Source organism: Streptomyces sp. NPDC048411 (assembly GCF_040704695.1).
Classification (GTDB): Bacteria; Actinomycetota; Actinomycetes; order Streptomycetales; family Streptomycetaceae; genus Streptomyces.
The window spans coordinates 26,243-49,265 of the sequence record NZ_JBEZKL010000053.1 but is presented as its reverse complement, the minus strand read 5'-3'; the positions used below and the strand labels follow the sequence as shown (position 1 = coordinate 49,265).

At 70.8% G+C, this 23,023-nt stretch carries 24 protein-coding genes and 1 riboswitch; of the genes, 12 read left to right on the top strand and 12 right to left on the bottom strand.

Going from position 1 to position 23,023, the window contains the following annotated elements; genetic code table 11:
• Window positions 1–85: 85 nt before the first annotated feature.
• The 3 genes from AB0915_RS20160 to AB0915_RS20150 all read right to left on the bottom strand — a co-directional run bounded on the left by AB0915_RS20160 (window position 86) and on the right by AB0915_RS20150 (window position 2,167).
• Complete coding sequence (locus tag AB0915_RS20160; protein WP_037697061.1) at window positions 86–478, bottom strand: DUF3040 domain-containing protein; 393 nt, start codon at window positions 476–478, stop codon at window positions 86–88.
• Between the two features lie 273 nt (window positions 479–751).
• The gene (locus tag AB0915_RS20155) at window positions 752–1,510 is read right to left on the bottom strand and encodes a methyltransferase (protein WP_366692380.1); all 759 of its coding nucleotides are present in this window, start codon (window positions 1,508–1,510) and stop codon (window positions 752–754) included.
• A 102-nt stretch (window positions 1,511–1,612) separates the two neighbouring features.
• Window positions 1,613–2,167 carry an SAV_6107 family HEPN domain-containing protein gene (locus AB0915_RS20150; protein WP_366692379.1) on the bottom strand — a complete coding sequence of 185 codons (555 nt, stop codon included), beginning with the start codon at window positions 2,165–2,167 and terminating at the stop codon, window positions 1,613–1,615.
• A 166-nt stretch (window positions 2,168–2,333) separates the two neighbouring features.
• On the opposite strand from AB0915_RS20150, the gene AB0915_RS20145 reads away from it, so the two are divergent.
• From AB0915_RS20145 to AB0915_RS20125, 5 genes are all read left to right on the top strand, one after another.
• Window positions 2,334–3,134, top strand: coding sequence for an ATP-binding cassette domain-containing protein (locus tag AB0915_RS20145; protein WP_366692378.1), 801 nt, complete (start codon window positions 2,334–2,336; stop codon window positions 3,132–3,134).
• The gene (locus AB0915_RS20140) at window positions 3,106–5,193 is read left to right on the top strand and encodes a YhgE/Pip domain-containing protein (protein WP_366692377.1); all 2,088 of its coding nucleotides are present in this window, start codon (window positions 3,106–3,108) and stop codon (window positions 5,191–5,193) included. Before AB0915_RS20145 ends, AB0915_RS20140 begins: the two co-directional genes overlap by 29 nt.
• Window positions 5,194–5,222: 29 nt before the next feature.
• Complete coding sequence (locus AB0915_RS20135) at window positions 5,223–5,834, top strand: TetR/AcrR family transcriptional regulator (RefSeq protein ID WP_366692376.1); 612 nt, start codon at window positions 5,223–5,225, stop codon at window positions 5,832–5,834.
• Between the two features lie 354 nt (window positions 5,835–6,188).
• The gene (locus AB0915_RS20130) at window positions 6,189–6,818 is read left to right on the top strand and encodes a DUF4126 domain-containing protein (RefSeq protein ID WP_366692375.1); all 630 of its coding nucleotides are present in this window, start codon (window positions 6,189–6,191) and stop codon (window positions 6,816–6,818) included.
• 31 nt (window positions 6,819–6,849) lie between these two features.
• The gene (locus AB0915_RS20125; RefSeq protein ID WP_366692374.1) at window positions 6,850–8,370 is read left to right on the top strand and encodes an NAD(P)/FAD-dependent oxidoreductase; all 1,521 of its coding nucleotides are present in this window, start codon (window positions 6,850–6,852) and stop codon (window positions 8,368–8,370) included.
• A gap of 129 nt (window positions 8,371–8,499) precedes the next feature.
• Here AB0915_RS20125 and AB0915_RS20120 read toward each other — a convergent pair whose 3' ends face one another.
• The 7 genes from AB0915_RS20120 to AB0915_RS20090 all read right to left on the bottom strand — a co-directional run bounded on the left by AB0915_RS20120 (window position 8,500) and on the right by AB0915_RS20090 (window position 15,208).
• A complete protein-coding gene (locus AB0915_RS20120) occupies window positions 8,500–9,405 on the bottom strand; it encodes a hypothetical protein (protein WP_366692373.1) in 906 nt (301 codons plus the stop codon).
• Between the two features lie 50 nt (window positions 9,406–9,455).
• Complete coding sequence (metF, locus tag AB0915_RS20115; RefSeq protein ID WP_366692372.1) at window positions 9,456–10,373, bottom strand: methylenetetrahydrofolate reductase [NAD(P)H]; 918 nt, start codon at window positions 10,371–10,373, stop codon at window positions 9,456–9,458.
• Between the two features lie 154 nt (window positions 10,374–10,527).
• The gene (gene thiE / locus AB0915_RS20110; RefSeq protein WP_366692371.1) at window positions 10,528–11,181 is read right to left on the bottom strand and encodes a thiamine phosphate synthase; all 654 of its coding nucleotides are present in this window, start codon (window positions 11,179–11,181) and stop codon (window positions 10,528–10,530) included.
• 127 nt (window positions 11,182–11,308) lie between these two features.
• The gene (locus AB0915_RS20105) at window positions 11,309–11,674 is read right to left on the bottom strand and encodes an Rv2175c family DNA-binding protein (RefSeq protein ID WP_345515685.1); all 366 of its coding nucleotides are present in this window, start codon (window positions 11,672–11,674) and stop codon (window positions 11,309–11,311) included.
• 42 nt (window positions 11,675–11,716) lie between these two features.
• On the bottom strand, window positions 11,717–13,465 hold the full coding sequence (locus AB0915_RS20100) for a peptide-N4-asparagine amidase (protein WP_366692370.1): 1,749 nt from the start codon (window positions 13,463–13,465) through the stop codon (window positions 11,717–11,719).
• 119 nt (window positions 13,466–13,584) lie between these two features.
• Window positions 13,585–14,838: an FAD-dependent oxidoreductase gene (locus AB0915_RS20095; RefSeq protein WP_366692369.1), complete on the bottom strand. Its 1,254-nt coding sequence runs from the start codon at window positions 14,836–14,838 to the stop codon at window positions 13,585–13,587.
• 28 nt (window positions 14,839–14,866) lie between these two features.
• Window positions 14,867–15,208, bottom strand: coding sequence for a hypothetical protein (locus tag AB0915_RS20090; protein ID WP_366692368.1), 342 nt, complete (start codon window positions 15,206–15,208; stop codon window positions 14,867–14,869).
• Window positions 15,209–15,320: 112 nt separating this feature from the next.
• Window positions 15,321–15,433, top strand: a riboswitch (TPP riboswitch).
• On the opposite strand from AB0915_RS20090, the gene thiO reads away from it, so the two are divergent.
• The 6 genes from thiO to AB0915_RS20060 all read left to right on the top strand — a co-directional run bounded on the left by thiO (window position 15,431) and on the right by AB0915_RS20060 (window position 21,176).
• Complete coding sequence (gene thiO / locus AB0915_RS20085) at window positions 15,431–16,639, top strand: glycine oxidase ThiO (RefSeq protein ID WP_366692367.1); 1,209 nt, start codon at window positions 15,431–15,433, stop codon at window positions 16,637–16,639. Its footprint overlaps the riboswitch before it by 3 nt.
• Complete coding sequence (gene thiS, locus AB0915_RS20080; protein ID WP_366692366.1) at window positions 16,636–16,854, top strand: sulfur carrier protein ThiS; 219 nt, start codon at window positions 16,636–16,638, stop codon at window positions 16,852–16,854. Before thiO ends, thiS begins: the two co-directional genes overlap by 4 nt.
• A 2-nt stretch (window positions 16,855–16,856) precedes the next feature.
• The gene (locus AB0915_RS20075) at window positions 16,857–17,651 is read left to right on the top strand and encodes a thiazole synthase (RefSeq protein ID WP_366692365.1); all 795 of its coding nucleotides are present in this window, start codon (window positions 16,857–16,859) and stop codon (window positions 17,649–17,651) included.
• A gap of 123 nt (window positions 17,652–17,774) precedes the next feature.
• Window positions 17,775–19,676, top strand: coding sequence for a Stk1 family PASTA domain-containing Ser/Thr kinase (gene pknB, locus AB0915_RS20070; protein WP_366692364.1), 1,902 nt, complete (start codon window positions 17,775–17,777; stop codon window positions 19,674–19,676).
• A gap of 6 nt (window positions 19,677–19,682) precedes the next feature.
• Window positions 19,683–20,540 (top strand): deoxyribonuclease IV, encoded by an 858-nt coding sequence (locus AB0915_RS20065; protein ID WP_366692363.1) that lies wholly within the window; start codon window positions 19,683–19,685, stop codon window positions 20,538–20,540.
• Window positions 20,541–20,624: 84 nt separating this feature from the next.
• Complete coding sequence (locus AB0915_RS20060) at window positions 20,625–21,176, top strand: DUF4396 domain-containing protein (protein WP_366692362.1); 552 nt, start codon at window positions 20,625–20,627, stop codon at window positions 21,174–21,176.
• Between the two features lie 146 nt (window positions 21,177–21,322).
• Here AB0915_RS20060 and AB0915_RS20055 read toward each other — a convergent pair whose 3' ends face one another.
• Window positions 21,323–21,955: a sulfite oxidase-like oxidoreductase gene (locus AB0915_RS20055; RefSeq protein WP_366692361.1), complete on the bottom strand. Its 633-nt coding sequence runs from the start codon at window positions 21,953–21,955 to the stop codon at window positions 21,323–21,325.
• A 154-nt stretch (window positions 21,956–22,109) separates the two neighbouring features.
• Between AB0915_RS20055 and bfr the strand changes: the two genes are divergently transcribed.
• The gene (gene bfr, locus AB0915_RS20050) at window positions 22,110–22,589 is read left to right on the top strand and encodes a bacterioferritin (protein WP_366135040.1); all 480 of its coding nucleotides are present in this window, start codon (window positions 22,110–22,112) and stop codon (window positions 22,587–22,589) included.
• A 46-nt stretch (window positions 22,590–22,635) separates the two neighbouring features.
• Here the strand turns inward: bfr and AB0915_RS20045 are convergent, their stop codons facing one another.
• Complete coding sequence (locus AB0915_RS20045; protein ID WP_366692382.1) at window positions 22,636–22,968, bottom strand: (2Fe-2S)-binding protein; 333 nt, start codon at window positions 22,966–22,968, stop codon at window positions 22,636–22,638.
• Between the last annotated feature and the right edge of the window lie 55 nt (window positions 22,969–23,023).

The following is a 23,023-nucleotide window of genomic DNA, read 5'->3' as shown; positions in this document are numbered from 1 at the left end:
ACGAGTTCCTGGCGGGCTTCGGCAAGACCGCCCGCGACGGCCTGCACCTGAAGGCCGCCCCCTCACTCGTCGGTGTTCCGAAGCGTTACTGGCCCTGCTCGTCGCGGCGTCGCTGCCACCGCTGCTCGATCCGGTTCATCACCGTTCGGCGTTGCTTGGGCTGACGGCGCTCGCTCCCGCCGCCGGCTGCCTGTTGCTCGCCGGGCTTGGGTGCCTTGCGCCACCCAGTGACCGCAAGGACCGCGCAGCCCAGCATGACGAGGAATCCCACCACGCTGATCCAGATCTGCTGGGCGACCATTCCGGCCATGAGGAGCGCGATACCCACCAGGAAGCCTGCGACCGCCTGGTAGACCCGTCGTCGGGTGTATGTACGCAGCCCGCTTCCCTCGAGCGCTGTCGCGAACTTGGGATCTTCGGCGTACAGCGCTCGCTCCATCTGCTCGAGCATTCGCTGCTCGTGCTCCGAGAGCGGCACGGAGTCCTCCTCGTCGTCGGCCGCGGGGGGGCGGCCGGTATGCGGCCCTTCCAGGATAGGCAGGGAATCACCCCCGTGAAACCCGCCCGCATCGCCAATCAGCCAGTCCGGGCCGCCACGACGGCTCAGCTGCTGAGGCGTAGATTCCCCAACCTCCGATCCGTCATGCCGGATGGTGTCCCCCGATCATACGTGGCGCGGCCCCCGATCGGGCGTCCTGGGGCGTACTCCGTCTGCGGCTGCGTTGCTGATCAGCCGCGCTGCGGCCGCCCCTCAGGCGCCCTTGGTGCCCAGAACGTGCAGCTGGGTCGCGACCGACTGGAAGGCCGGCAGTTCCGCGACGGCGCTCTCCAGCTTGAGCAGCGCATCCATCGCACCGGGTTCGGTGTCCACCAGGACGCCCGGTACGAGGTCGGCGAAGACCCGTACACCGTGGACCGCGCCGACCTCGACGCCCGCTGCGGAGACCAGCTCGGTGAGCTGCTCCGCGGTGTACCGCCGGGGCACCGGGTCGCCCTCGCCCCAGCGGCCCGCCGGGTCGGTGAGCGCCCGCCGGGCCTCGGTGAAGTGCCCGGCGAGCGCCCGGGCCAGGACGGCGCCGCCGAGTCCGGCGGCGAGCAGGCTGAGTGCACCGGACCGGCGGAGCGCGTCAACCGCGTTCCGTACGCCCTCGGCGGGGTCGTCGACGTACTCCAGGACTCCGTGGCAGAGCACCGCGTCGTATCCACCGCGCTCGACCACCTCGAACAGACCGAGGATGTCGCCCTGGACGCCGCGGACGCGGTCGGCGACCCCCGCCTCGGCGGCGCGGCGCTCCAGCGCGAAGAGCGCGTTGGGGCTGGGGTCGACGACGGTGACCTTGTGGCCGAGCCGGGCGACCGGCACGGCGAAGTTGCCGGTGCCACCGCCGGTGTCCAGGACGTCCAGGGCGTCCCGGCCGGTCGCCTTGACCTGGCGGTCGAGGGCGTCCTTGAGGACCTCCCAGACCACGGCGGTACGGAGGGAGGCGCGGGGGCGCAGCTGGTCCGACACGGCAGATGACTCCTCGGCACGGTGCCGCCGCTGACGGCGGAGCGTGAACAGTGCAGGTGATGCAGGTGCTATCCACCCTATTGCCTCGGGCCACCACCGCCGTCATCCCGCGTCGGACCGCTCCCTCCGGGCCTGTGGGAGTGTCGGCTGGAGCACCAGCAGCCGCTCGACGAGGCGCAGGAACATGGCCGCGTCGCGCAGCAGATCGTCGGCGTCACGGCTGCTGGCCGCCCCAGGTATGCCCGCTTCCGCGCGGGCCCGGCGGCGGGCCCCGGAGGCGAACAGGGCGCTCCATTCGGTGAGCTCCGGGGCAATCTCCGGGAGGACCTCCCAGGCGCTGCGGATCCTTTCCCGCCGCCGCCTGGTGGTCTCGGGCCGTCCCCGTGCGGCGAGCACGGCGGCAGCAGTGCGCAGGGCCGCGAGGTGGGCGGTGGCATAGCGCTCGTTCGGCACGGTGAGCACCGCGGCCTCGTCGAGGCCGATGCGGGCCTGGGTGAGCAGATCGAGGGCTGCGGGCGGCGCCGTGGCGCGGCGCAGCACGGGGTGGACGTCGTTCGCCGGACCGCTCGATGGGGAGGACGGGGCGGGGCCGGTCGGTGAGGGGGCAGGGCCGCCTGCGCGGCGCCGAGAGGCGGCTGCTGCGGACGAGTTGGCCATGACGAACCTCCTGTCGTCGTGTGACGGCTCCGTGGCCGTGTGTATCCATCGTGGGGGTCACCACTGACAATCTGCCCCGATCGGCCCCTGACCTGCACTTTTGCTTCAATCGCGAGTTCGGGCTATTTTTTTTGCACTGACTGGTCAGTCTAAAAAAGGAGAGTCTGTGGACAGCCCGCACGGGGCAGCTGTCACCGCCGAGGACTTCGGGCTCAAAGGACCGCGCGGCTGGGCCTTCCGGAGCGTGCGGATCGACGCCGGGCCCGGAGCACTGGTCGCGATCGAGGGCCCCTCCGGCTCCGGCCGCACCTGTCTGCTGCTCGCCCTCACCGGTCGGATGCGTCCCTCCGAGGGCAGTGCGGAGGTCGGCGGTCTGCGCCTGCCACGCCAGATGGCCGCCGTACGCAGGATCAGCGCCCTCGGCCCGGTCCCCGGGGTCAGCGAGCTCGACCAGGCCCTCACCGTCTCCGAGCACCTGCGCGAGCGGGCCCTCCTGCAGCGCCGCTTCGACGGCTCGCTGCGTGCCCTGCTCCGCCCGCGCGCCGAGCGCGCCGCCACGGCCCGGGCCCGGATCGACGCCGCGCTGGACGCCGCCGGACTCGACCCCACGACCCTGCCCAAGGCCGAGCGGACCTCCGTACGCGATCTGGAACGGCTGGAGGCGCTGCGGCTGTCCGTCGCCCTCGCGCTGATCGGCCACCCGCGGCTGCTCGCCGTGGACGACACCGATCTCAAGCTCTCCGACGCCGAACGCGCCGACGCCTGGAAGATGCTGCGCTCCGTCGCCGCCGACGGGACGACCGTGATCGCCGTCTGCAGTCAGGCTCCCGAGGGCGCGATCACTGTGCGAACGGACAGCGCCGGGGCCACGGACACCACCGACACCACAGAGACCACCGACGCCCCTGCGGCGACGGCGTCCGAGGAGGGGACGGCCGATGCGATCGCCGAGACTTGCCGCGCTTGAGCTGAAGCGTTTCGGCAGGGGGAAGCTGCCCCGCGCCGCACTCGTCGCGCTCGTGCTGCTGCCCCTGCTCTACGGAGCCCTGTACCTGTGGTCCTTCTGGGACCCGTACAGCCGCCTCGACAAGATCCCCGTCGCTCTGGTCAACGACGACAAGGGCGCCACCGCGGCCGGCAAGCGCATCGAGGCGGGTGACGAGATCACTGCCGAGCTGCTCGACTCCAAGGTCTTCGAGTGGCACGAGGTGAGCTCCGCCGAGGCCGGCCGGGGCGTCGAGGACGGTACGTACTACCTCTCGCTGACCATGCCATCGGATTTCAGCAAGCGGATCGCGTCCAGTTCGGGTGACTCCCCCGAGACCGGCGCTCTCCAGGTCCGGACGAACGACGCCAACAACTACATCGTCGGGCAGATCTCCCGGACGGTGTTCTCCGAGGTCCGCACCGCCGCCTCGACCAACGCCTCGCGTGAATTCCTGGACCGGATCTTCATCTCCTTCTCCGACCTCCACGACGCGACGGCCGAGGCGGCCAAGGGCGCCGACGATCTGAAGGGCGGGATCAGCAAGGCCAAGAAGGGCTCGAAGGACCTCGCGGACGGGCTGAAGGACGCCAAGGCGGGCAGCGGGCGCCTGGAGAGCGGGATCGTCAAGCTGAACAAGGGCGCGGGAGACCTCGAAACCGGCTCCCGGCAGGTCGCCGAGGGCACCCAGCTCCTCGCCGACAAAGTCAACGGCGTGGCTGGTGACGTCCGCCCGTTCCTGAAGGACAACGGCAAGTCGATCGGTGACACCGCCCGGCTGGTCGCCGATTCCTCGCAGACCGTACGGGACAACCTCGACGTGCTGGTGAAGGCGGCGCCCTCCGCGGCGACCGCCGCCCACAAGGCCTCCGACGATCTGGCCGATGTCTACCGCACCCGCTGCACGGAGCAGCTGCCCCCCGATCCCACCGCCTGTCCCCCGCTGAAGCGCGCCACGACCGCGGCGGCCGATGTCGCGAAAGTCGCCGACGATGTGAACATCCTGGTGAAGGACCAGACCGGAGACCTGAAGAAGCTGCGCGGGCAGCTCACCACTCTGCAGAAGCAGGCCGACGCCCTCGCCGAGCGCTCCCCGCACCTGGACGAGGACCTGAAGTCCGCCGTCGCGAAGATCAACGCGCTCAACACCGGCGCCCACAAGGTCGCCAGCGGCGCGGACGAACTGCACACGGGTCTCGCCACGGCCAAGACCGGATCCTCCGATCTGAACACCGCCGTCGGCAGGCTGAAGACGGGCGCAACCGACCTGGACGGTGGGCTGATCCGGCTGAACGACGGTTCCGCCACGCTCGCCCAGGGGCTGAACGACGGCGTCGGCAAGATCCCGGACTACGACAAGCAGGATCGCGACCGGCGCACCGACGTCATGGCCGATCCGGTCAAGCTCGCCTCCCAGTCCATGCACCAAGCCGCCAACTACGGCACCGGATTCGCGCCCTACTTCATTCCGCTCTCCCTCTGGGTCGGCGCGATGGTGGCGTACATGCTGATCCAGCCGCTCAACCGACGGGCGCTCGCCGCGGGGGCCTCCGCCTGGCGCATTGCCTTTGCCGGATGGCTGCCGGTGGCCGCGATCGGTCTGCTGCAGGTGGCCGCCCTGATGTCCGTACTGCACTGGGGGCTGGGGCTGCAGATGTCCCATGCCGCCGGGACAATCGGCTTCCTCGCCCTCGTGACCTGCTGCTTCGGTGCGATCGTGCAGTGGCTGAACGCCCGGTTCGGTGCGGCGGGACGGATCCTCGTGCTCGCGGTGCTGATGCTGCAGCTGACCTCGGCCGGGGGCACGTACCCCGTCCAGACCAGCCCCGGCTTCTTCGGTGCGATCCACCCGTACCTGCCGATGAGTTACATCGTCGAGAGCCTGCGCCGGCTGATCACGGGCGGCGGGCTGGGCCCGGTCTGGCAGGACTGCGCAGTGCTGCTGGCGTTCACTGCGGGGGCGCTGGCCCTGACCGCGGTATCCGCCCGGCGCAAGCAAGTGTGGACGCTGGACCGGCTGCATCCGGAGCTGAGCCTGTGAGCGCGCCCGGACCTGTGAGAATCGGGCGCATGGAAAGCAGTAGCAGCACGCGCCGCCAGGCCACCCGGCAGAAGCTCTACGAGGCGGCCGTCACTCTCATCGCCGAGAAGGGCTTCTCGGCGACCACGGTCGACGAGATCGCCGAGCGCGCCGGGGTCGCCAAGGGCACGGTCTACTACAACTTCAAGAGCAAGACCGAGCTCTTCGAGGAGCTGCTGCGGCACGGCGTCGGGCTGCTGACCGCTTCGCTGCGGTCCGCGGCCGAGGAGACGGCGGAGCGCGGCGGTACCCGGGTCGATGCCCTGGACGCGATGATCAGGGCCGGTCTGACCTTCATCGACCGCTATCCGGCCTTCACCCAGCTGTACGTCGCCGAGTTGTGGCGCACCAACCGTGCCTGGCAGGCGACCCTCCTGGTGGTACGTCAGGAGGCGGTCGCCGTGGTCGAGGACGTGCTGCGCGAGGGCGTCGCCAACGGTGAGCTCAGCCAGGAGATCGACATCCCGCTGACGGCGGCCGCGCTGGTCGGCATGGTCCTGGTAGCGGCCCTGGACTGGAAGGCGTTCCAGCCGGAGCGGCCCATGGACGATGTGCACTCGGCACTGTCGCTGCTGCTGCACGGCCGGGTCAGCGGGCACTGACACACCCTCCCCGGGGCGACGTCCCACACGCAAAAGCGCCGGTCGGGCGAGGCTCGATCCCCCCAAGCCTCGCCCGACCGGCGCTTCCTGTACTGCCGAAGAGCCTTCCCCCGTGGTCCACGGCCCTCCGTTGCGCACCCCCGTGCGCCCCCGCTCCGGAAGGAGTGCGGCACCCGTTCCGCCGCCCCGTGTCGGCGGTACCGGCGCTGCGCCCCTTCCGTGCTCCCCACTCTTCCGTCTGCGCAGGTGGGAGCCCATCCGCGTACCTACTCATCTCGCCGACTAGGTACGGATACTCAGAGCTGTGCACCGGACCCCACCCGGAGCGGCACGCTCCTGGTTACGATCGCGTCCGTGTCCGTACTCCCCCTGGTGTTCACAAGTGGCTGGGCGAGCGGGATCAACGCCTATGCGGTGGTCCTGTTGCTCGGCATCTTCGGCGCGACCGGAGTCAGCGACGAGGTGCCCGCGTCGCTGCAGCGCACCGATGTGCTCGTGGTGGCCGCCGTGCTCTTCCTGTGCGAGACGGTCGCGGACAGGATCCCGTACGTGGACTCGGTCTGGGACTCGGTGCACACCGTCGTCAGACCGGTCGCCGGGGCCGTCGTGGCGGCGCTGCTGGCCGGAGAGAGCGGTTCGCTGCCGGAGCTCGCGGCCGGGGCCGTCGGCGGCTCCACGGCGCTGATGAGCCACCTGGTGAAGGCGGGCACCAGGATGGCGGTGAACACCTCCCCCGAGCCGTTCAGCAACATCGCGGTGAGCACGGCCGAGGACCTCGGCGTCGCCGGGATCATCACGTTCGCGATATTCCATCCGCTGGCGGCGGCGGTCATCGCCGCGACCCTGCTCCTCCTCGGCCTGGTGGTACTGATCTTCCTGGCCTCCCGCATCCGCCGGTTCCTGCGCCGCAGAGCGCAGCGGCGGGAGGAGAAACACCTGGCCGGGACAGGTTCGGAGCCTCGTTCGCACTGGCCTTCCGGCTGAGCTGTCGGTACCGGCCGCTAAGGTCACTGACATGGCACGTATTGCGGTGATCGGCGCCGGGATGGGCGCAATGGCAGCGGCCGCCCGGCTGGCCGTGGCAGGCAACCGGGTGACGGTGTACGAGCGGTCGGAGACCTTCGGCGGCTCGGTCGGCCGGTATGCCCGCGACGGCTTCGCTTTCGACACAGGCCCCTCGCTGCTGCATCTGCCGGCCGTCTACCGCGACCTGTTCGTGAAGACCGGCAAGGAGCCGCTGGAGCGGTGCGTCACGATGACGCAGGTCGATCCGGCGAGCCGCCATCTCTTCGCCGACGGCACGGCGGTCTCGCTGCCGAACGCCTCGCGCGCCGGGGTGGTCGCCGCCCTGGACAGTGCGCTGGGGGCCGGTGCGGGCGGCAGCTGGGGCGCGTTCCTGGACCGGGCCCGCGATGCCTGGGACCGGTCCCGGCGGCCGTTGCTCGAGGAGCCGTTGCGCCCCGACTGGGAGGTGCTGGGCCGTGATCCGTACCCGGCACTCCGGCAGCGCCGACTGCTGCGCTCGGCCCGTCTGGCGGGCACGGTCGCAGAGGTCGGCGCCTGGGAGCTGACGGACCCCCGGCTGGCCGCTCTCCTCGACGGATACGCGTTGTCGTACGGCCTCGATCCGCTGCGCGCACCGGCGAGCGCGGCTCTTCTGCCGTACATGGAGGAGACGTTCGGCAGCTGGTACGTGGCGGGCGGAATCCGGGCGCTGGCGCAGGCGGTGTACGAGCGGTGCCTGGCCCGGAAGGTGGAGTTCGTCTTCGGCGCCGAGGTGGCCCGGGTCGTGGAGAGGGACGGCCGCGCAGCGGGCGTCGAGCTGGCCGCGGGCACGGTCACGGAGGCCGACCATGTGGTGCTGGGCGCCTGGCCGCACCCCGATCTGATACCGGGTCAGGGGCTCTGGCAGAGCGATGATGTGACGGCTCAGCCACGGCCGGGCGGCGGGACGGCGGTGCCGGGCCGGTTCCAGGTCCTGCTGTCACTGCGCGGCGCCCGGCCCGCGGACGCGGTGCACCGGACGGTGGTGCACGGCGCGGACGGCGCGGCGGAGCGCGAGGCGGTGTTCGGCGGCCGGCTCGCCGCAGGTCCCACGGTGACGGTGATCCGCCCCGACGACCCCACGACCCGCCCCGACGACGCGCACGAGGCAGTGACGCTCACGGCGACGGTCGCCCCGCACGGCGCGGTGGACTGGACAGACGGTGCGCTGCGCGAGCGGTACGCCGCCACGCTGATCGAGGCGGCCGGCGCAGCCGTTCCCGGGATACGGGAGCGGGTGCTCCACGCCGAGGTGCGGACGCCCGCGGAGAGCGCGGCCGACACCGGCGCCGAGGGCGGTTCGGTGCCCGCGCCCGCGCTGGCCGGGGCCGGGGGCGCGTATCTGCATCCAGGCAACCGCACCCGGTTGCCCGGGCTCTACCTCGCGGGCGGCTGGTCGCACCCGGGCGGCGGGCTCGCGCACGCCGGGATGTCGGGGGCACTCGTCGCCGGGCTCATCGTGGAGGGGGACGGCTTCCTCGGCTCCCGGTAACGGCCTCCCGGGGGAGGCCGTAAGGGGCCCGATGACCCCGAGGGGGCGGGCGCCGGGCACGTCCGGTCGCCGCTCCGTCCTCCAGCAGCCGTCGGGTTCAGCCTTCGCCCGACGGCGCGGCTCGCCCTGTCAGTAGCGGTACTGGTCGTTGTAGCCGGTGTCGTAGCCGTTCGGGAACGGCGCGGGCTGCTCCGGTGGCAGCGGCGGGTACTGCTCGCCCTCGCGCTGCTGCGGCACCCAGACGCCGCCCGGCGGCGTCTCGGAGGCGTACTGCTGGGCGTAGGGGTCTGCCGTGAACTGCTGCTGACCGCCATGGCTGTCATGGCCCGCGTACGGGTCCTGCGCCCCGTGCTGCGGGGAGCCGGTGGTGGTGCCGATGTACGGGTCGGAGTACGCGGCGTACTGCTGCTGGCCCGTGCCGTAGTCGTAATGCCCGGCGTCCTGGCTCGCGTACGTGCCCTGCCCGCCGTAGCCGTCCTGGCCGGCGTACGAGTCCTGGGCAGCCGCGGTGTACGCGGAGGAGTCCGGGTGCGGGTCGTAGGAGGCGTACTGGGGCTGCGAATGCTGTGCGGGCCGGGGGTCGGTGTAGATGCCGTACTGCCCGGTGTCGTCGGGCAGCGGCTCCGGCTCGTAGACCGCGGCCTGGCTCACCGGAGCAGGGCTGTTCGCCTCGTCCCGGTCCGAGCGGTCGTACTCCATCTGCAGGTCCGACACCTCCAGCGTCGGCTCCCGGCGGGTGCCCCGGTTGCCCCCCGACCGGCGGCGACGGCTCTCGCCCGGGCTGCCCCCTATGGCCCAGCCGGTCGAGAAACCGCGCCGGAACGAGAGCGTGACGTACGTCTGGCCGGTGGCGAACGCGATCGCGCCGACGGCGATGACGAACACGGAAGGTATCAGTACGCCGACGACCACACAGGCGAAGCCGCCGAAGGCGAGCAGGCGCCAGCGAAGGCGCGCCTTGTACTGCAGCAGCACCTCGCCGAGCAGCCACAACGCCACGATGCCGAACGCGATGTAGAGGACCGTCCAGCCCATGCCCGCCCCCTTCTACGGCCACCGCCCCGGGTCGTGGCGGGTACGGCCGGTCACGACTGCTTGTGCAGTCCGAGATTCTCGTAGATTTCGAGCGTCGCCGTCGAGTTGTTGAGCGTGATGAAGTGCAGTCCGGGCACACCCTCGGAGCGCAGCCTCGCGCAGAACTCCGTCGCGAACTCAATCCCAATGGAGCGTACAGCGGCGGGATCGTCCTTGACGGCGAGGATGCGTTCTTTCAGCGACGACGGCAGCGACGCGTTGCTGAGCTGCGGAAACCGCTCCAGCTGCTTGACGCTGGTGAGCGGCATGACCTCGGGGATGATCGGCGTGTCGCAACCCGCAGCAACCACTCGGTCACGCATACGCAGATAGTCGTCCGGATTGAAGAACATCTGCGTGATCGCATAGTCGGCGCCGGCGCGGCACTTGTCCACGAAATGCTGGATGTCGGTGTCCCAGTCGGTCGAGCGCGGGTGCATCTCGGGAAATGCGGCGACGCCGACACAGAAATCGCCGGATTCCTTGATGAGCCGGACGAGATCGGCCGCGTACCGCACACCCTGCGGGTGCTCGACCCATTCGCCCATCGGGTCGCCCGGCGGGTCGCCGCGCACGGCGAGGATGTTCCTGATTCCGGCGTCCGCATACTGCCCGATCATGTTGCGGAGTTCGGCGACGGAGTGGTCGACGGCGGTCAGATGGGCGACCGGGGTGAGCGTGGAATCGGCAGCGATCTGCTGGGTGGCCCGCACCGTCCCCGCCCGGGTGGAACCGCCGGCGCCGTACGTCACGGAGACGAAGCTCGGCCCCACTGCCTCGACACGGCGCAGGGCATTCCAGAGATTCCGCTCGCCCTTCTCGGTTTTGGGTGCCCAGAACTCGAACGAATACGACGTCTTGCCGGTCGCGAGAAGCTCACGCACAGTGGGTGCGTGATCTGTCCTGGTAGAAGGAGTGCCAAGGGCCATACTGAAGGTTAACCAGGGCGCGAGGGTGTCTCGACCAGCCCAGCGGCAATTGCCCGAATTGACTGGTGGTTTGTCCAGCCCTCGGACACTCTTCGCGCAGTCTCCGGGCGGACCCGGCCGTACATGGATGCTCGCGGCATTCCTGACGTACTTGTCAGACGTCAGCGCGTGCCCTGATCCGCTTCGCGAGCCCGGCGGCGGCCGCGGCCGGGTCATCGGCCTCGGTGATGGCCCGTACGACCACGACCCTGCGCGCCCCCGCGTCCAGCACCTCGTCGACGTTGTCCGCATCGATCCCGCCGATGGCGAACCACGGGCGCGTCCGGCCCAGCGAGGCGGCGTACCGCACGAGGTCGAGGCCCGGGGCGTGCCGGCCGGGCTTGGTCGGGGTGGGCCAGCAGGGTCCGGTGCAGAAGTAGTCCACGCCGGGCTCGGCGACGGCCGCGTCGACCTCGGACTCGGCGTGTGTGGAGCGGCCGATCACCACGTCCCCGCCGATGATGGCCCGGGCGGCGGGCACGGGCAGGTCCCCCTGGCCGAGGTGGAGCACATCCGAGCCGATGGCATGGGCGACATCGGCCCGGTCGTTCACCGCGAGGAGCGTGCCGTGGCGCCTGCAGGCGTCGGCGAAGACAGCGAGGTGTTCGAGCTCCTCGGCCGCTTCCATGCCCTTGTCGCGCAGCTGGACGATGTCGACGCCGGAGGAGAGCACGGCGTCGAGGAACTCGGGGAGGTCACCCTCGCGCCTGCGGGCGTCCGTGCACAGATAGAGCCGGGCGTCGGACAGCAGCGCGCGAGGCGTGGGCATGGTGCGGTTCCCCCTTGGGACGGAGCGGTACTGCTGGTGGCGCGAAGCGGTACGGCGGGGCGGCTCGATGCGGCGGTACGGGCCGCGCAGAGGCGCACGGCCCGTACCCCGCGTACGGTCGTCCCGGTCAGACGGCGAGCGCCTGGGCGCGGCGCTTCACCTCCGTGCCGCGATTCTCGCTCAGCGCCTGTGCGGGGGTACCCGGCAGGGTCGGGTCAGGGGTGAAGAGCCATTCCAGCATCTCTTCGTCGGAGAAGCCGTCGTCCCTCAGGAGCGTCAGGGTGCCGGAGAGGCCCTTGACCACCTTGTTGCCGTCGATGAAGGCAGCAGGCACCTGGAGCGCCCGGTTCTCACCACGTCGTACGGCGATGAGCTGGCCTTCCTTGACCAGCTGCCGCACGCGCGTCACCTCGACATCGAACATTTCTGCGATGTCGGGGAGGTGGAGCCAGGCAGGGACAAGAGCATCGATCTTTGCGTCAATCTCGGTCACAGGACAAGCCTGCCATCCCGCACTGACAGCCGATACCCGGACTCATCCCTTCAGGGCCTCGCGAACCACGTCCGCGACGCGGCAACGGGACTCCTGGTCGCTGGTGATCCAGCCGTGGGCGGACTCCAGGACACGCGAGTAGCAGGCCCCGGTGTCGGTGGTGCCCCGGTACTTCTCGGCCGAGGCTCCGTCCGCGGCGGTGACCACACCGCCCGTGCGGGCGAGGTTGCCGGTCGAGTCCACGGTGTCGTCCGTGACGGCGTCCGTGCGCCACACGCGCGCGGAGCCCGTCCGGGAGGTGTCGATCAGCACACGGCGCTGGGTGACGGCGGCCCTCAGGTCGTAGTTGTTGTAGTCGCCGTAGACCGGGATGTCCATGTCGACGTCGATGGGGTAGGACCAGGCGTGCCGCTGTGCGCTGGTACGCCCGCCCGTCCTGGTCGTCACCGTGGTGGCGCCGTGGTCGCGCTGGTGCACCGTCTGCTGCTGCCCGGTCCTGGAGACCGTGTCCGTGTTGGTGTACGCGAATTCCTGCTCGACGGTGGTGGTGACCCGGCCCTTCGAGGTCTGGACGTAGCCCGAGATCTTCCACGAGCGGCCGGTCGACACGGAGACGTGGGTGGAGCCGTCCTCACGCGGGGTCTGAACGGTCTTCACGGCGGGAGTGCCGGTGAGCGTGTTGACGGTCACCTGGCCGCTGGTACGTGACGCGTGCGCGTCCGTGTCGAGGAAGAGCGAACCGTCGACGATCCAGGTGTCGGCCGCGCCGTACGGAGTGATCCCGATGGCGTGCGGCCGGCCGTCGGCCAGTTCGCCCGCGAAGGGGGTGAGGTCGATGTCGTACGCCTCGGTCCGGAACTGGTCGATGGCCGGGACCGGCCGCCACAGGGTCGGCACGATGCCGCCGGAGTAGACGACCGGATACGGCTGGGCGAGGCCCGCGGGGCGCCCGTCCACCGTGACCTGCACCTCGCGGTAGGGGCCGCCGCCGCAGAGGTAGTCGGGGGCGGTGGCCGCGAGGTCGCTGGGGACCGCGTCGAACCACTGCTCGTCGCAGCCGCCGCCGCGTGCGTAGACCTGCAGGCGCGCGCCGGTCAGATTGCGCGGGAAGGTGACGTCGGTGCTGGTGGAGCCGCCCTTGCCGACGCTCAGCCAAGGGGCGTCGGTGGAGGCGGTGTTGCCCAGGGGGACGATCCGGTCGGCCGTGGTGGCGGCCGGGTGGCGCCGGTCGGCCCGGTAGTACGTGATCGTCAGCTTCACGTGGTACACGCCGGTGTACGTGTCGTTGACAACGTTTCCGAGCTCCAGCTGAAGCTTCTGCGGGTCCTTGAGGAGCGGCGCGAACTCGGTGATGTCCTTGGCGACGTGCCAGCTGATGCCGTCGTCGTCGGGCTCGGCCGTACTGGTGCGGAACACCTCCGCGCCGCCGACGAACACCGCGGCGAGGCGGTCGTACTGACGCCCCTTCACGCTGCCCGACCAGTCGAGGACGACCTTGTTCCAGGGACCCTCGCACCGGGCGGGCGGGGTGAGCGTGGTGGTGTACGGCGGCCCGCCGAGCGTGTAGCCGAAGTCGTGCTCGACGGCCGTCACCGCGCAGTGCTCGGTGTCCGGGCGGGAGACCGGCGGCAGCGCGTCGACCGGGTCCTGGTAGGCGACGGCCGGGTTGGAGCCGGGGGCGGGGGCGGTACCTGCGTACGCCGGGGCGGCAACTGCGGCGCCGATGAGGGCGATCGAGGCCGCCGCCACGGATATTCCGCGCAGGGCGCGGACCCATCGGTAGGGGGACATGCACATCCTTCGGAAGAGGGTCGGTGATCCAAAAGCTGCACACTGCACCAATTTCGCCCCGCAGCCAAGAGGTGTCCGCATAGCGGAGATTGCCCACCGGCCCCTTCAGGGGGAGGCCATTACTGACGTACCGTCGATTTCAGCGGCACGGAGGGATCGGCCGCCCGCACCTCATCGAGCCGCGCCCCCGCCTCGATGAGCTTGCGCCCCTGGGTCAGGTCGCGCGGCCGGCCGACGGCCAGGACGGCGACCAGCGCGCCGTCCCGCAGCCAGAGCACCGACCAGGCGGGACCGTCCGGGTCGCCGCGCCACAGCAGGGTGTCGGCGCCCCCGTGATGGCCCGCGTACTGCACGAACCGGTCGAACTGCTCGGACCAGAAGTACGGCACGGGGTCGTACGTGAGCGGCTGCGGCGCCCCGCGGGAGCCGGCGCCGATGATGTTGGCGGCGGCGGTCCGCGGCCCCTGGACGGCGTTGTCCCAGTGGTGGACGAGGAGGCGCGTGCCGTATCGCGCGGAGGGGAAGGAGGCGCAGTCCCCGACGGCGTACACATCGGGCAGCGAGGTTCGCAGCGCTTCGTCGGCGGTCACCGATCCGTCCGGTCCGAGCGCGATGCCGGAGCCGGCCAGCCAGGCGGTGGCGGGCCGGGCGCCGATCCCGACGACCACCGCTCCGGCCGCGAGTGCGCGGCCGTCGGCGAGGACCACCCGGCCGGGCTCGATGCGGGCCACCGGGGCACCGGTGAGGAGTTCCGCGCCGCTCTCCCCGTACCAGCGGGCCATCGGAGCGGCGACCTCGGCGGGCAGGACGCCCGCGAGCGGCCGGTCGGCGGCCTCGACAACGGTGACCTCGCAGCCCGCGGCACGGGCCGCGGTGGCGAACTCCGCGCCGATCCATCCGGCGCCGACGACCACGACGGTGTGCTGCTCGCCGAGGACCGGCCGCAGCCGTGCGGCGTCGTCGAGGGTGCGCAGCAGATGGACGCCGCGCACACCCTCGGAGCCCGGCAGCTCGACCGGTTCGGCGCCGGTGGCGATGACCAGGACGTCGTACGGGACGGGGCCCGTCGGGGTGTCCAGTTCATGCGCCTCGGACCGGAGGCCGATCACGTCGCGGCCCAGTTGCAGCTCGATGTCGAGCGCCTCGAAGTCGATGTCGAAGGCAGAGTCCTCGGCCTCGCCGAGCAGCACCGCCTTGGACAGCGGCGGCCGGTCGTAGGGCTGGTGGGGTTCGGCGCCGATCAGGGTGACCGGGCCGGCGAAGCCCTGTTCCCGCAGGGCCACCGCGGTCTGCACACCGGCCATGCCCGCACCGACGATGACGATGCGGCGCTCGGTCCGCCGGTCCGGCTGCTCAGTCTGCTGCTCGCTCACCTGTCCACCTTAAACACCTGACACCCCGTCAGCTAGACACTTCCTCGACCACGCTCGTCCCGCTGCCCTCCTGCGACTCCCACTCCCACCGCTCGTCCAGCCGCACACGGCCGTCGGCGAGGTCGACGACGGTGGAGAGGCAGTGTCCGGAGGATGTCGTCCCGTCCTGTTTCAACTGGACGTACCGGAAGTCGAGCCGATCGGCGGTCCTGGTGCCGACGAGATGGCCGCGGACCACGTCGCCGCCCGCGTACTCGGCCCAGATCCGGCCGTCCTCCTCGTGGTACGTGAAGCGGGTACGGGTGCCGACCTGGCCCGGCGCCTGGTCGGCGACCGGCGAGAGGACGAGTCCGTCGAGCGAACGAGCCACGGTGGCTGCTCCCTTACAGGGTCCGGAGGATGGGGTCCAGGGCCGTGACCGGCCATGTTTGCCCTACGCGACGGGGCAGAGCCTGCCGGGAGGGGCACTAGGGTGGCCACCGTAAGACACTCGCGGGAGCCCGGACGCACCGGGCTGAGAGGGAGGCTGGGCGGCCTCCGACCGTACGTACCTGATCCGGGTCATGCCGGCGAAGGGAGGGGCTGGACGCCCATGCGTTCTTCCGGGAACACATCCGTATCCGCACAAGGATCCGACGTCCTCGTCATCGGGGGCGGGATCATCGGTCTGGTGACCGCCTGGCGGGCTGCGCAGCGCGGTCTGCGCACCGCGGTCGTCGACCCCGAACCGGGCGGCGGGGCCGCCCAGGCAGCGGCCGGGATGCTCGCCGCCGTCACCGAACTCCACTACGGCGAGCAGATGCTGCTCGGCCTCAACGTCGCGTCCGCCGCGCGCTACCCGGCATTCGCGGCCGAACTGGCGGCGGCGAGCGGCCAGGACATCGGATTCCGCGCCTGCGGCACCCTGGCGGTCGCCCTGGACTCCGACGACCGCGCCCATCTGCGGGAGCTGCACGCGCTGCAGCAGCGTTCGGGGCTGGGGTCGGAGTGGCTCACCGGCCGTGAGTGCCGCCGACTGGAGCCCATGCTGGCGCCGGGCGTGCGCGGCGGTCTGCGGGTCGACAGCGACCACCAGGTCGATCCCCGCCGGCTGGCCGCCGCTCTGCTGACGGCCTGCGAACGGGCCGGGGTGGTCTTCCACCGCGACTGGGTGGAACGCCTCGGGGTGGCACGCGGCCGGGCCACCGGAGCCGTACTCGCGGCCGGTACGGAGCTGGCCGCCGACCAGGTCGTACTCGCCTCGGGCAGCCTCAGCGGGCGGCTCGCCGGGCTGCCGGACGACGTCGTCCCCCCGGTGCGGCCCGTGAAGGGACAGGTGCTCCGGCTGGCCGTGCCCGCCGCTTACGCACCGTTCCTCACCCGCACCGTGCGGGCCATGGTCCGGGGCAGCCATGTCTATCTCGTCCCGCGCGAGAACGGCGAGCTCGTCGTCGGCGCGACCAGCGAGGAGATGGGCTGGGACACCACCGTCACGGCGGGCGGGGTGTACAAGCTGCTGCGCGACGCCCACGAGCTGGTGCCCGGCATCACCGAACTGCCGCTCACCGAGACCCGAGCCGGCCTTCGCCCCGCCTCCCCCGACAACGCCCCGCTGCTCGGCCCCACCGCCCTGCCCGGCCTCCACCTCGCCACCGGCCATCACCGCAACGGCGTACTGCTCACCCCCGTCACGGGTGACGCCATGGCCGAGTTGCTGACCACCGGCGAGCTGCCCGCCGTGGCCCGCCCCTTCGCCCCCGGACGATTCGCACCCGCCGCCGTACCGCCCTCCGCCTCCGTACGTCAGGAGCAGCCCGCATGACCGACTCCCGTCCGCTCACCGTCTCCGTGAACGGCGATCCCCGTTCGATCGCCGCGGGCACCACCCTGGAGACCCTTGTGGCGACTCTCACGCAGGCGCCCTCCGGGGTCGCCGCGGCTCTCAACGAGACCGTCGTCCCGCGCAGCCGCTGGTCGGCCGCCGCCCTCGCCGACGGCGACCGGATCGAAGTCCTCACCGCGGTCCAGGGAGGCTGACCATGTCCGACGATCTCTTCACCCTCGGCGGCACCACGTTCGGCTCCCGGCTGATCATGGGAACGGGCGGGGCGCCCAGTCTCGACGTGCTCGAACGCTCCCTGACGGCGTCCGGCACCGAGCTGACCACCGTCGCGATGCGCCGCCTCGACCCGACCGTGCAGGGCTCGGTCCTCTCCGTTCTCGAACGCCTCTCGATCCGCGTCCTGCCGAACACGGCGGGCTGCTTCACCGCGGGCGAGGCCGTGCTGACCGCCCGGCTGGCCCGCGAGGCGCTGGGCACCGACTGGGTCAAGCTGGAGGTCGTGGCCGACGAGCGGACTCTGCTGCCCGACCCGATCGAGCTGCTGGACGCCGCGGAGACTCTGGTGGACGACGGGTTCACCGTCCTGCCGTACACCAGCGACGACCCGGTGCTCGCCCGGAAACTGGAGGACGTGGGATGCGCGGCGATCATGCCGCTCGGCTCCCCCATCGGCTCCGGTCTCGGCATCCGCAATCCGCACAACTTCCAGCTGGTCGTCGAGCAGGCCCGGGTGCCGGTCATTCTCGACGCGGGCGCCGGAACCGCCTCGGACGCGGCCCTCGCGATGGAGCTGGGATGCGCGGCGGTGATGCTGGCGTCGGCGGTGACCCGGGCGCAGGAGCCCGAGCTGATGGCGGCGGCGATGCGGCACGCGGTGGACGGTGGACGACTGGCGTACCGCGCGGGCCGGATCCCGCGGCGCCACTTCGCCGAGGCCTCCTCGCCGGTGGAGGGGCGGGCGGTGCTGGACCCGGAGCGGCCGGCGTTCTGAGCGCGCGTCCCCGGGTCCGTACGCTGCTGAAGCGCATGTCCCTGTCACGGCTCGGCTGCAGTACGGACCCGGGATCGCCCCGGCCCGTCGGTCGTGTCCGCGGTGGCTCGTAGACTCGGCTGCGTGGATAAGACCCTCCAGGACCCCCTTGTCGGGCAGCTGCTCGACGGCCGTTACCGCGTCGATGCCCGCATCGCCGTGGGCGGGATGGCCACGGTCTACCGGGCCATGGACACCCGGCTCGACCGGGTGCTCGCCCTCAAGGTGATGCACCCGGCGCTCGCAACCGACGCCTCGTTCGTCGAGCGTTTCATCCGCGAGGCCAAGTCGGTGGCCAGGCTCGCCCACCCCAATGTGGTCGCGGTCTTCGACCAGGGCGCCCAGGGGGCGTACGTCTACCTGGCGATGGAGTACGTCGCGGGCTGCACGCTGCGCGACATCCTGCGCGAGCGCGGCGCCCTGCAGCCCCGCGCCGCCCTGGACATCTTGGAGCCGGTCCTCGCCGCACTCGGTGCCGCACACCGGGCGGGGTTCGTGCACCGCGACATGAAGCCGGAGAACGTCCTGATAGGGGACGACGGCCGGGTGAAGGTCGCGGATTTCGGTCTCGTACGGGCAGTGGGCGCCGTCACGAACACCACCGGATCCGTCCTGGGCACCGTCTCCTACCTCGCCCCCGAGCAGATCGAGCACGGCACGGCGGACACCCGCGCCGATGTGTACGCCTGCGGTGTCGTGCTGTACGAGATGCTGACGGGCGCCAAGCCGCACACCGGCGACTCCCCCGCCCAGGTCATCTACCAGCACCTCAACGAGGACGTCCCGGCCCCCTCGGCCGTCGTCCCCGGGCTCGCGGTCGAGCTGGACCGCCTGGTCGCGAGCGCCACCGCCCGCGACCCCGAGGTCCGCCCGTTCGACGCGGTGGCCCTACTGGCCGAGGCCCGCACCGCGCGCGCCGCGCTCGCCGACGAACAGCTGGACGCCGTACCGCCGCAGTCCCTCGCCGAGGTGCACGACGTCACCGAGGACCGCACGAGCGTGATCCCCCGGGTACTCCCGGACGGTCAGGGCACGGCCCACCACACCAGTCGGCTCGAGATGCCCCCGCCGCCGCCGCCCGAGCAGGCCCGACGCGGGCCGCGGCGCGGAATGATTGCCGCGATCGTCGCCGTGCTGCTGGTGCTCGGGGCCGGTGCCGGTGTCTGGTACATCAACTCGGGACAGTTCACCCGGGTCCCCTCCCTGCTCGGCCAGACCGAGAAGGAGGCCGGGCAGCGGCTCTCCGACTCCGGGCTGGAGCTGAAGAGCATCAAGCGGGCCTACAGCGACAGCGTCGAGCGCGGCAGGGTCGTCGACAGCGATCCGAAGTCCGGCGCCCGGATCCGGGGCAACGGCTCGGTGACGATCACCGTGTCGCGCGGCCCGGAGATCGTGAAGGTGCCCGCCGTCGAGGGCATCGCGCTGGCCGAGGCCAGGCAGGCGCTGAAGAAGAGCGGGCTGGTGCCCGGCATGGTCACCAGGGAGTTCAGCACGGAGTTCGACCGGGGCGACGTGATCCGTACGGATCCCGGAGCGGGCGCCGAGCGCCACCCCGACTCCGCGGTCGCCCTGGTCGTCAGCAAGGGCACCCCGGTCGATGTCCCCGATGTCACCGGACTGTCGGTCCAGGACGCCACCGCCGCACTGGACGAGGCAGGGCTGAAGGCCAAGGTGCAGCCCGGCCGCGTCAACTCTCCCGAGGCCGAGGGCGAGATCGCGCACCAGTCCCCGGGCCAGGGTGCCCAGGTCGCCGAGGGCGACACCATCACGCTCACGGTCTCCAAGGGCCCGCGGATGATTGACGTACCGGACGTCACCGGCAAGGACGTCGACGAGGCGACGAGGCTGCTGAAGGCAGCGGGCTTCGAGGTCAAGGTCGACCGCCCGTTCCTCTCCTTCAGCGACAAGATCGCCAGTCAGTCCGTGGACGGCGGCAAGCAGGCCCCCGAGGGCAGCACCATCACCATCAAGACCAAGGGGCTCTAGATCCATATGCGCAACCCCGTCGGCGGCCATGTCCCCGTGGCCGGCGGCCTCGCGAAAGTCGGTCTGCCCTACGCCCGCGAGATGGGGGCGGAGACCGTCCAGGTCTTCGTCGCCAATCCGCGCGGCTGGGCCACGCCCACCGGGAACCCGGCGCAGGACGAACAGTTCCGTGCCGAGTGTGCCGCCGAGTCGATACCGGTCTACGTGCACGCCCCGTACCTGATCAATTTCGGCTCGCACACCGCGGCCACCGTGGAGAAGTCCGTGGACTCGCTGCGCCACTCCCTGCGCCGGGCCCGTGAGATCGGCGCCCTGGGCGTCGTGGTGCACACCGGCTCGGCGACCGGTGGCCGGCCACGCGCGGAGGCCCTGGCGCAGGTACGGACGCACATGACGCCGCTCCTCGACGAACTGACCCATGACGACGACCCGTATCTGCTGCTGGAGTCGACCGCCGGACAGGGATTCTCGCTCTGCTCGCGGGCCTGGGACTTCGGCCCGTATTTCGACGCACTCGACGCCCACCCCAAGCTCGGTATCTGTCTCGACACCTGCCACATCTACGCGGCGGGGCACGATCTGGCGGGCCCCGCGGGCATGAAGCAGACCCTGGACCTGCTGGTGGACACGGTCGGCGAGGGGCGGCTGAAGCTGATACACGCCAATGACTCCAAGGACGTGGTGGGAGCCAACAAGGACCGGCACGAGAACATCGGCGCCGGACACATCGGCGAGGAGCCGTTCCGGGAACTGTTCGCCCATCCGGCGACGGCGGGAGTACCGCTGATCATCGAGACGCCGGGCGGCAAGGAAGGCCATGCGGCGGATGTGGCGCGACTGAAGGGGCTGCGCGACTGCGGCTGACCGCGAAACCCAATGGAGGAATACCCCTCGGGGGTATATGGTTCTTGTTGTCGACAGGAACCGCTACGGCATTGGGGGATCGCCATGCAGCACGACACGCGTAACGGAGAGCACCAGCAGCACCACGGGCAGGGCCACGACGGAAGCAGCCACGCCGACCACTCGGCTCACGTCGGCCACACTGCGCACTCCCCCGGCCGGGTCGACTGGGCCATGGCCGCGCGCGCCACACTGCACTGCCTCACCGGATGCGCCATCGGCGAGATCCTCGGCATGGTGATCGGCACGGCGCTCGGCTGGGGCAACACGGGGACGATGGCCCTCGCGATCGTCCTGGCGTTCTTCTTCGGCTACACGCTGACGCTGCGCTCGATCCTGAAGGCCGGCGTCGACTTCCGTACCGCGTTCCGGGTCGCCCTGGCCGCTGACACCCTCTCCATCGCGGTGATGGAACTGATCGACAACGGCGTGATCGTCCTGTGGCCGGGCGCCATGGACGCACAGCTCGCCGACGCGCTGTTCTGGGGAACGCTCGCGCTGTCGCTGGCCGTCGCCTTCGTCGTCACCACACCGGTCAACAAGTGGATGATCGGCCGCGGCAAGGGCCACGCGGTGGTGCACCAGTACCACCACTGACGATCTTCCCCGTGATAGGGAGTGGATCAGCGAGCGGCGTCATGCGGCTTCGCCGACAACGCCACAAGCGCAGTCGCGGGGCGTCGGGAGCCCACTCCCTGTCGTGGGGGAGGCCGTGAGGACGGCCCCGCACCGGGACCGTCAGGTCAGAGCTCGGGGCCTTCCCCGGGCTCTTCCTGGTAGGAGTAGCGCTGCTCGCGCCACGGATCGCCGATGTTGTGGTAGCCGCGCTCCTCCCAGAAGCCCCGGCGATCGGCCGTCATGTACTCGACGCCCCGGACCCACTTGGGCCCCTTCCAGGCGTACAGGTGCGGTACAACAAGGCGCAGCGGGAAGCCGTGCTCCGCGGTGAGCAGCTCACCGCCCTTGTGGGTGGCGAAAAGCGTACGGTCCGAGGTGAAGTCGGCGAGTCGCAGGTTCGAGCTGAATCCGTACTCCGCCCAGACCATCACATGCGTGACCTGGGGCGCGGGTGGCGCGAGTTCCAGAATCGTACGGGCGAGGACCCCGCCCCATTCGGCCCCGAGCATGCTGAATTTCGTGACGCAGTGCAGATCGGCGACGACCGAGGAGAACGGCAGGGCCGAGAATTCCTGGTGGTTCCAGCAGTGCTTCTCGCCGTCCGCGGTGGCTCCGAAGACCCGGAACTCCCAGCGATCCGGCTTGAACTTGGGAACGGGCCCGTAGTGGGTAACCGGCCAACCGCGCTGCAGTCGCTGACCCGGCGGAAGCCCGGACTGCTCTGATTCGCGGTATTCCCGGCTTTCCGGCTGACCCATGCCTCCATGGTGACAGACAGGCAGGGGTGGTCATGACCAGGGTAGCGACTATTCGGGCAACTCATACTAAGCATGCACTTACTGGACGGCTGGGGGGTGCGGTGCGAGGATGCGGCCAACGTGCCCAGTTCACCGGTTGGAAGGAGCCTCTGCGATGCAGGGCGACCCCGAGGTCCTCGAGTTCCTGAACGAACAGCTGACCGCCGAATTGACTGCCATCAATCAGTATTTCCTGCACGCAAAGATGCAGGACAACTTCGGCTGGACGAAGCTCGCGAAGTACACCCGGTCCGAGTCCTTCGACGAGATGAAGCACGCCGAGACCCTGACGGACCGCATCCTCTTCCTCGATGGACTCCCCAACTACCAGCGGCTCTTCCATGTACGCGTGGGCCAGACGGTCACCGAGATGTTCCAAGCCGACCGCCAGGTCGAGGTGGAGGCGATCGACCGGCTCAAGCGAGGTGTCGAGTTGATGCGCGGGAAGGGCGACATCACGTCCGCAAACATCTTTGAATCGATCCTTGAGGACGAGGAGCATCACATCGACTACCTCGACACTCAGCTGGAACTGATCGAGAAGCTCGGCGAGCCGCTCTACATCGCGCAGCAGATCGAGCAGCCTGACAGCTGAGTCCGGGACAGCCGAGTCCGGGACGGCAGGTCCCGGAGAGCCGGGTTCAGGCCGCGTCGGGGAGCCGGATGCCCGGGACCGGACCGGGACCGATGTCCGGGATCCGTCCGGGGGCGACGCCCGGACCGATGCGGGGGGCCGCACCCGGTGCGGTCGAGAGGTTCTGCCCGGGGGCGTCACCGGGGGCCTGCTTCTGGTCCAGCAGTTCCCGGCGCGTGCACGCACCGCGGCCGAGCATCGCCTGAATCCGGCGGACACAGCCACCACAGTCGGTGCCCGCCTTGCAGGCGTTGGCTATCTGGCGGGGGGTGCACGCCCCGGCGTCCGCATGTTCCTTGACCTGCTGCTCCGTAATGCCGAAACACGAGCAGACGTACATGCGGTTCACCTCCCGGCAGAATGGGTCACGGATGCCACCCCGCTGAACGGTGAGG

Bases quoted from the DNA above. Each gene is read 5' to 3' on its own strand.
- AB0915_RS20150 (WP_366692379.1), bottom strand. From the start codon at position 2,167: ATGGCCAACTCGTCCGCAGCAGCCGCCTCTCGGCGCCGCGCAGGCGGC.
- AB0915_RS20140 (WP_366692377.1), top strand. From the start codon at position 3,106: ATGCGATCGCCGAGACTTGCCGCGCTTGAGCTGAAGCGTTTCGGCAGG.
- AB0915_RS20135 (WP_366692376.1), top strand. From the start codon at position 5,223: ATGGAAAGCAGTAGCAGCACGCGCCGCCAGGCCACCCGGCAGAAGCTC.
- AB0915_RS20125 (WP_366692374.1), top strand. From the start codon at position 6,850: ATGGCACGTATTGCGGTGATCGGCGCCGGGATGGGCGCAATGGCAGCG.
- AB0915_RS20120 (WP_366692373.1), bottom strand. From the start codon at position 9,405: ATGGGCTGGACGGTCCTCTACATCGCGTTCGGCATCGTGGCGTTGTGG.
- metF (WP_366692372.1), bottom strand. From the start codon at position 10,373: ATGGCCCTTGGCACTCCTTCTACCAGGACAGATCACGCACCCACTGTG.
- thiE (WP_366692371.1), bottom strand. From the start codon at position 11,181: ATGCCCACGCCTCGCGCGCTGCTGTCCGACGCCCGGCTCTATCTGTGC.
- AB0915_RS20100 (WP_366692370.1), bottom strand. From the start codon at position 13,465: ATGTCCCCCTACCGATGGGTCCGCGCCCTGCGCGGAATATCCGTGGCG.
- thiO (WP_366692367.1), top strand. From the start codon at position 15,431: ATGCGTTCTTCCGGGAACACATCCGTATCCGCACAAGGATCCGACGTC.
- thiS (WP_366692366.1), top strand. From the start codon at position 16,636: ATGACCGACTCCCGTCCGCTCACCGTCTCCGTGAACGGCGATCCCCGT.
- AB0915_RS20075 (WP_366692365.1), top strand. From the start codon at position 16,857: ATGTCCGACGATCTCTTCACCCTCGGCGGCACCACGTTCGGCTCCCGG.
- AB0915_RS20065 (WP_366692363.1), top strand. From the start codon at position 19,683: ATGCGCAACCCCGTCGGCGGCCATGTCCCCGTGGCCGGCGGCCTCGCG.
- AB0915_RS20060 (WP_366692362.1), top strand. From the start codon at position 20,625: ATGCAGCACGACACGCGTAACGGAGAGCACCAGCAGCACCACGGGCAG.
- AB0915_RS20055 (WP_366692361.1), bottom strand. From the start codon at position 21,955: ATGGGTCAGCCGGAAAGCCGGGAATACCGCGAATCAGAGCAGTCCGGG.
- bfr (WP_366135040.1), top strand. From the start codon at position 22,110: ATGCAGGGCGACCCCGAGGTCCTCGAGTTCCTGAACGAACAGCTGACC.
- AB0915_RS20045 (WP_366692382.1), bottom strand. From the start codon at position 22,968: ATGTACGTCTGCTCGTGTTTCGGCATTACGGAGCAGCAGGTCAAGGAA.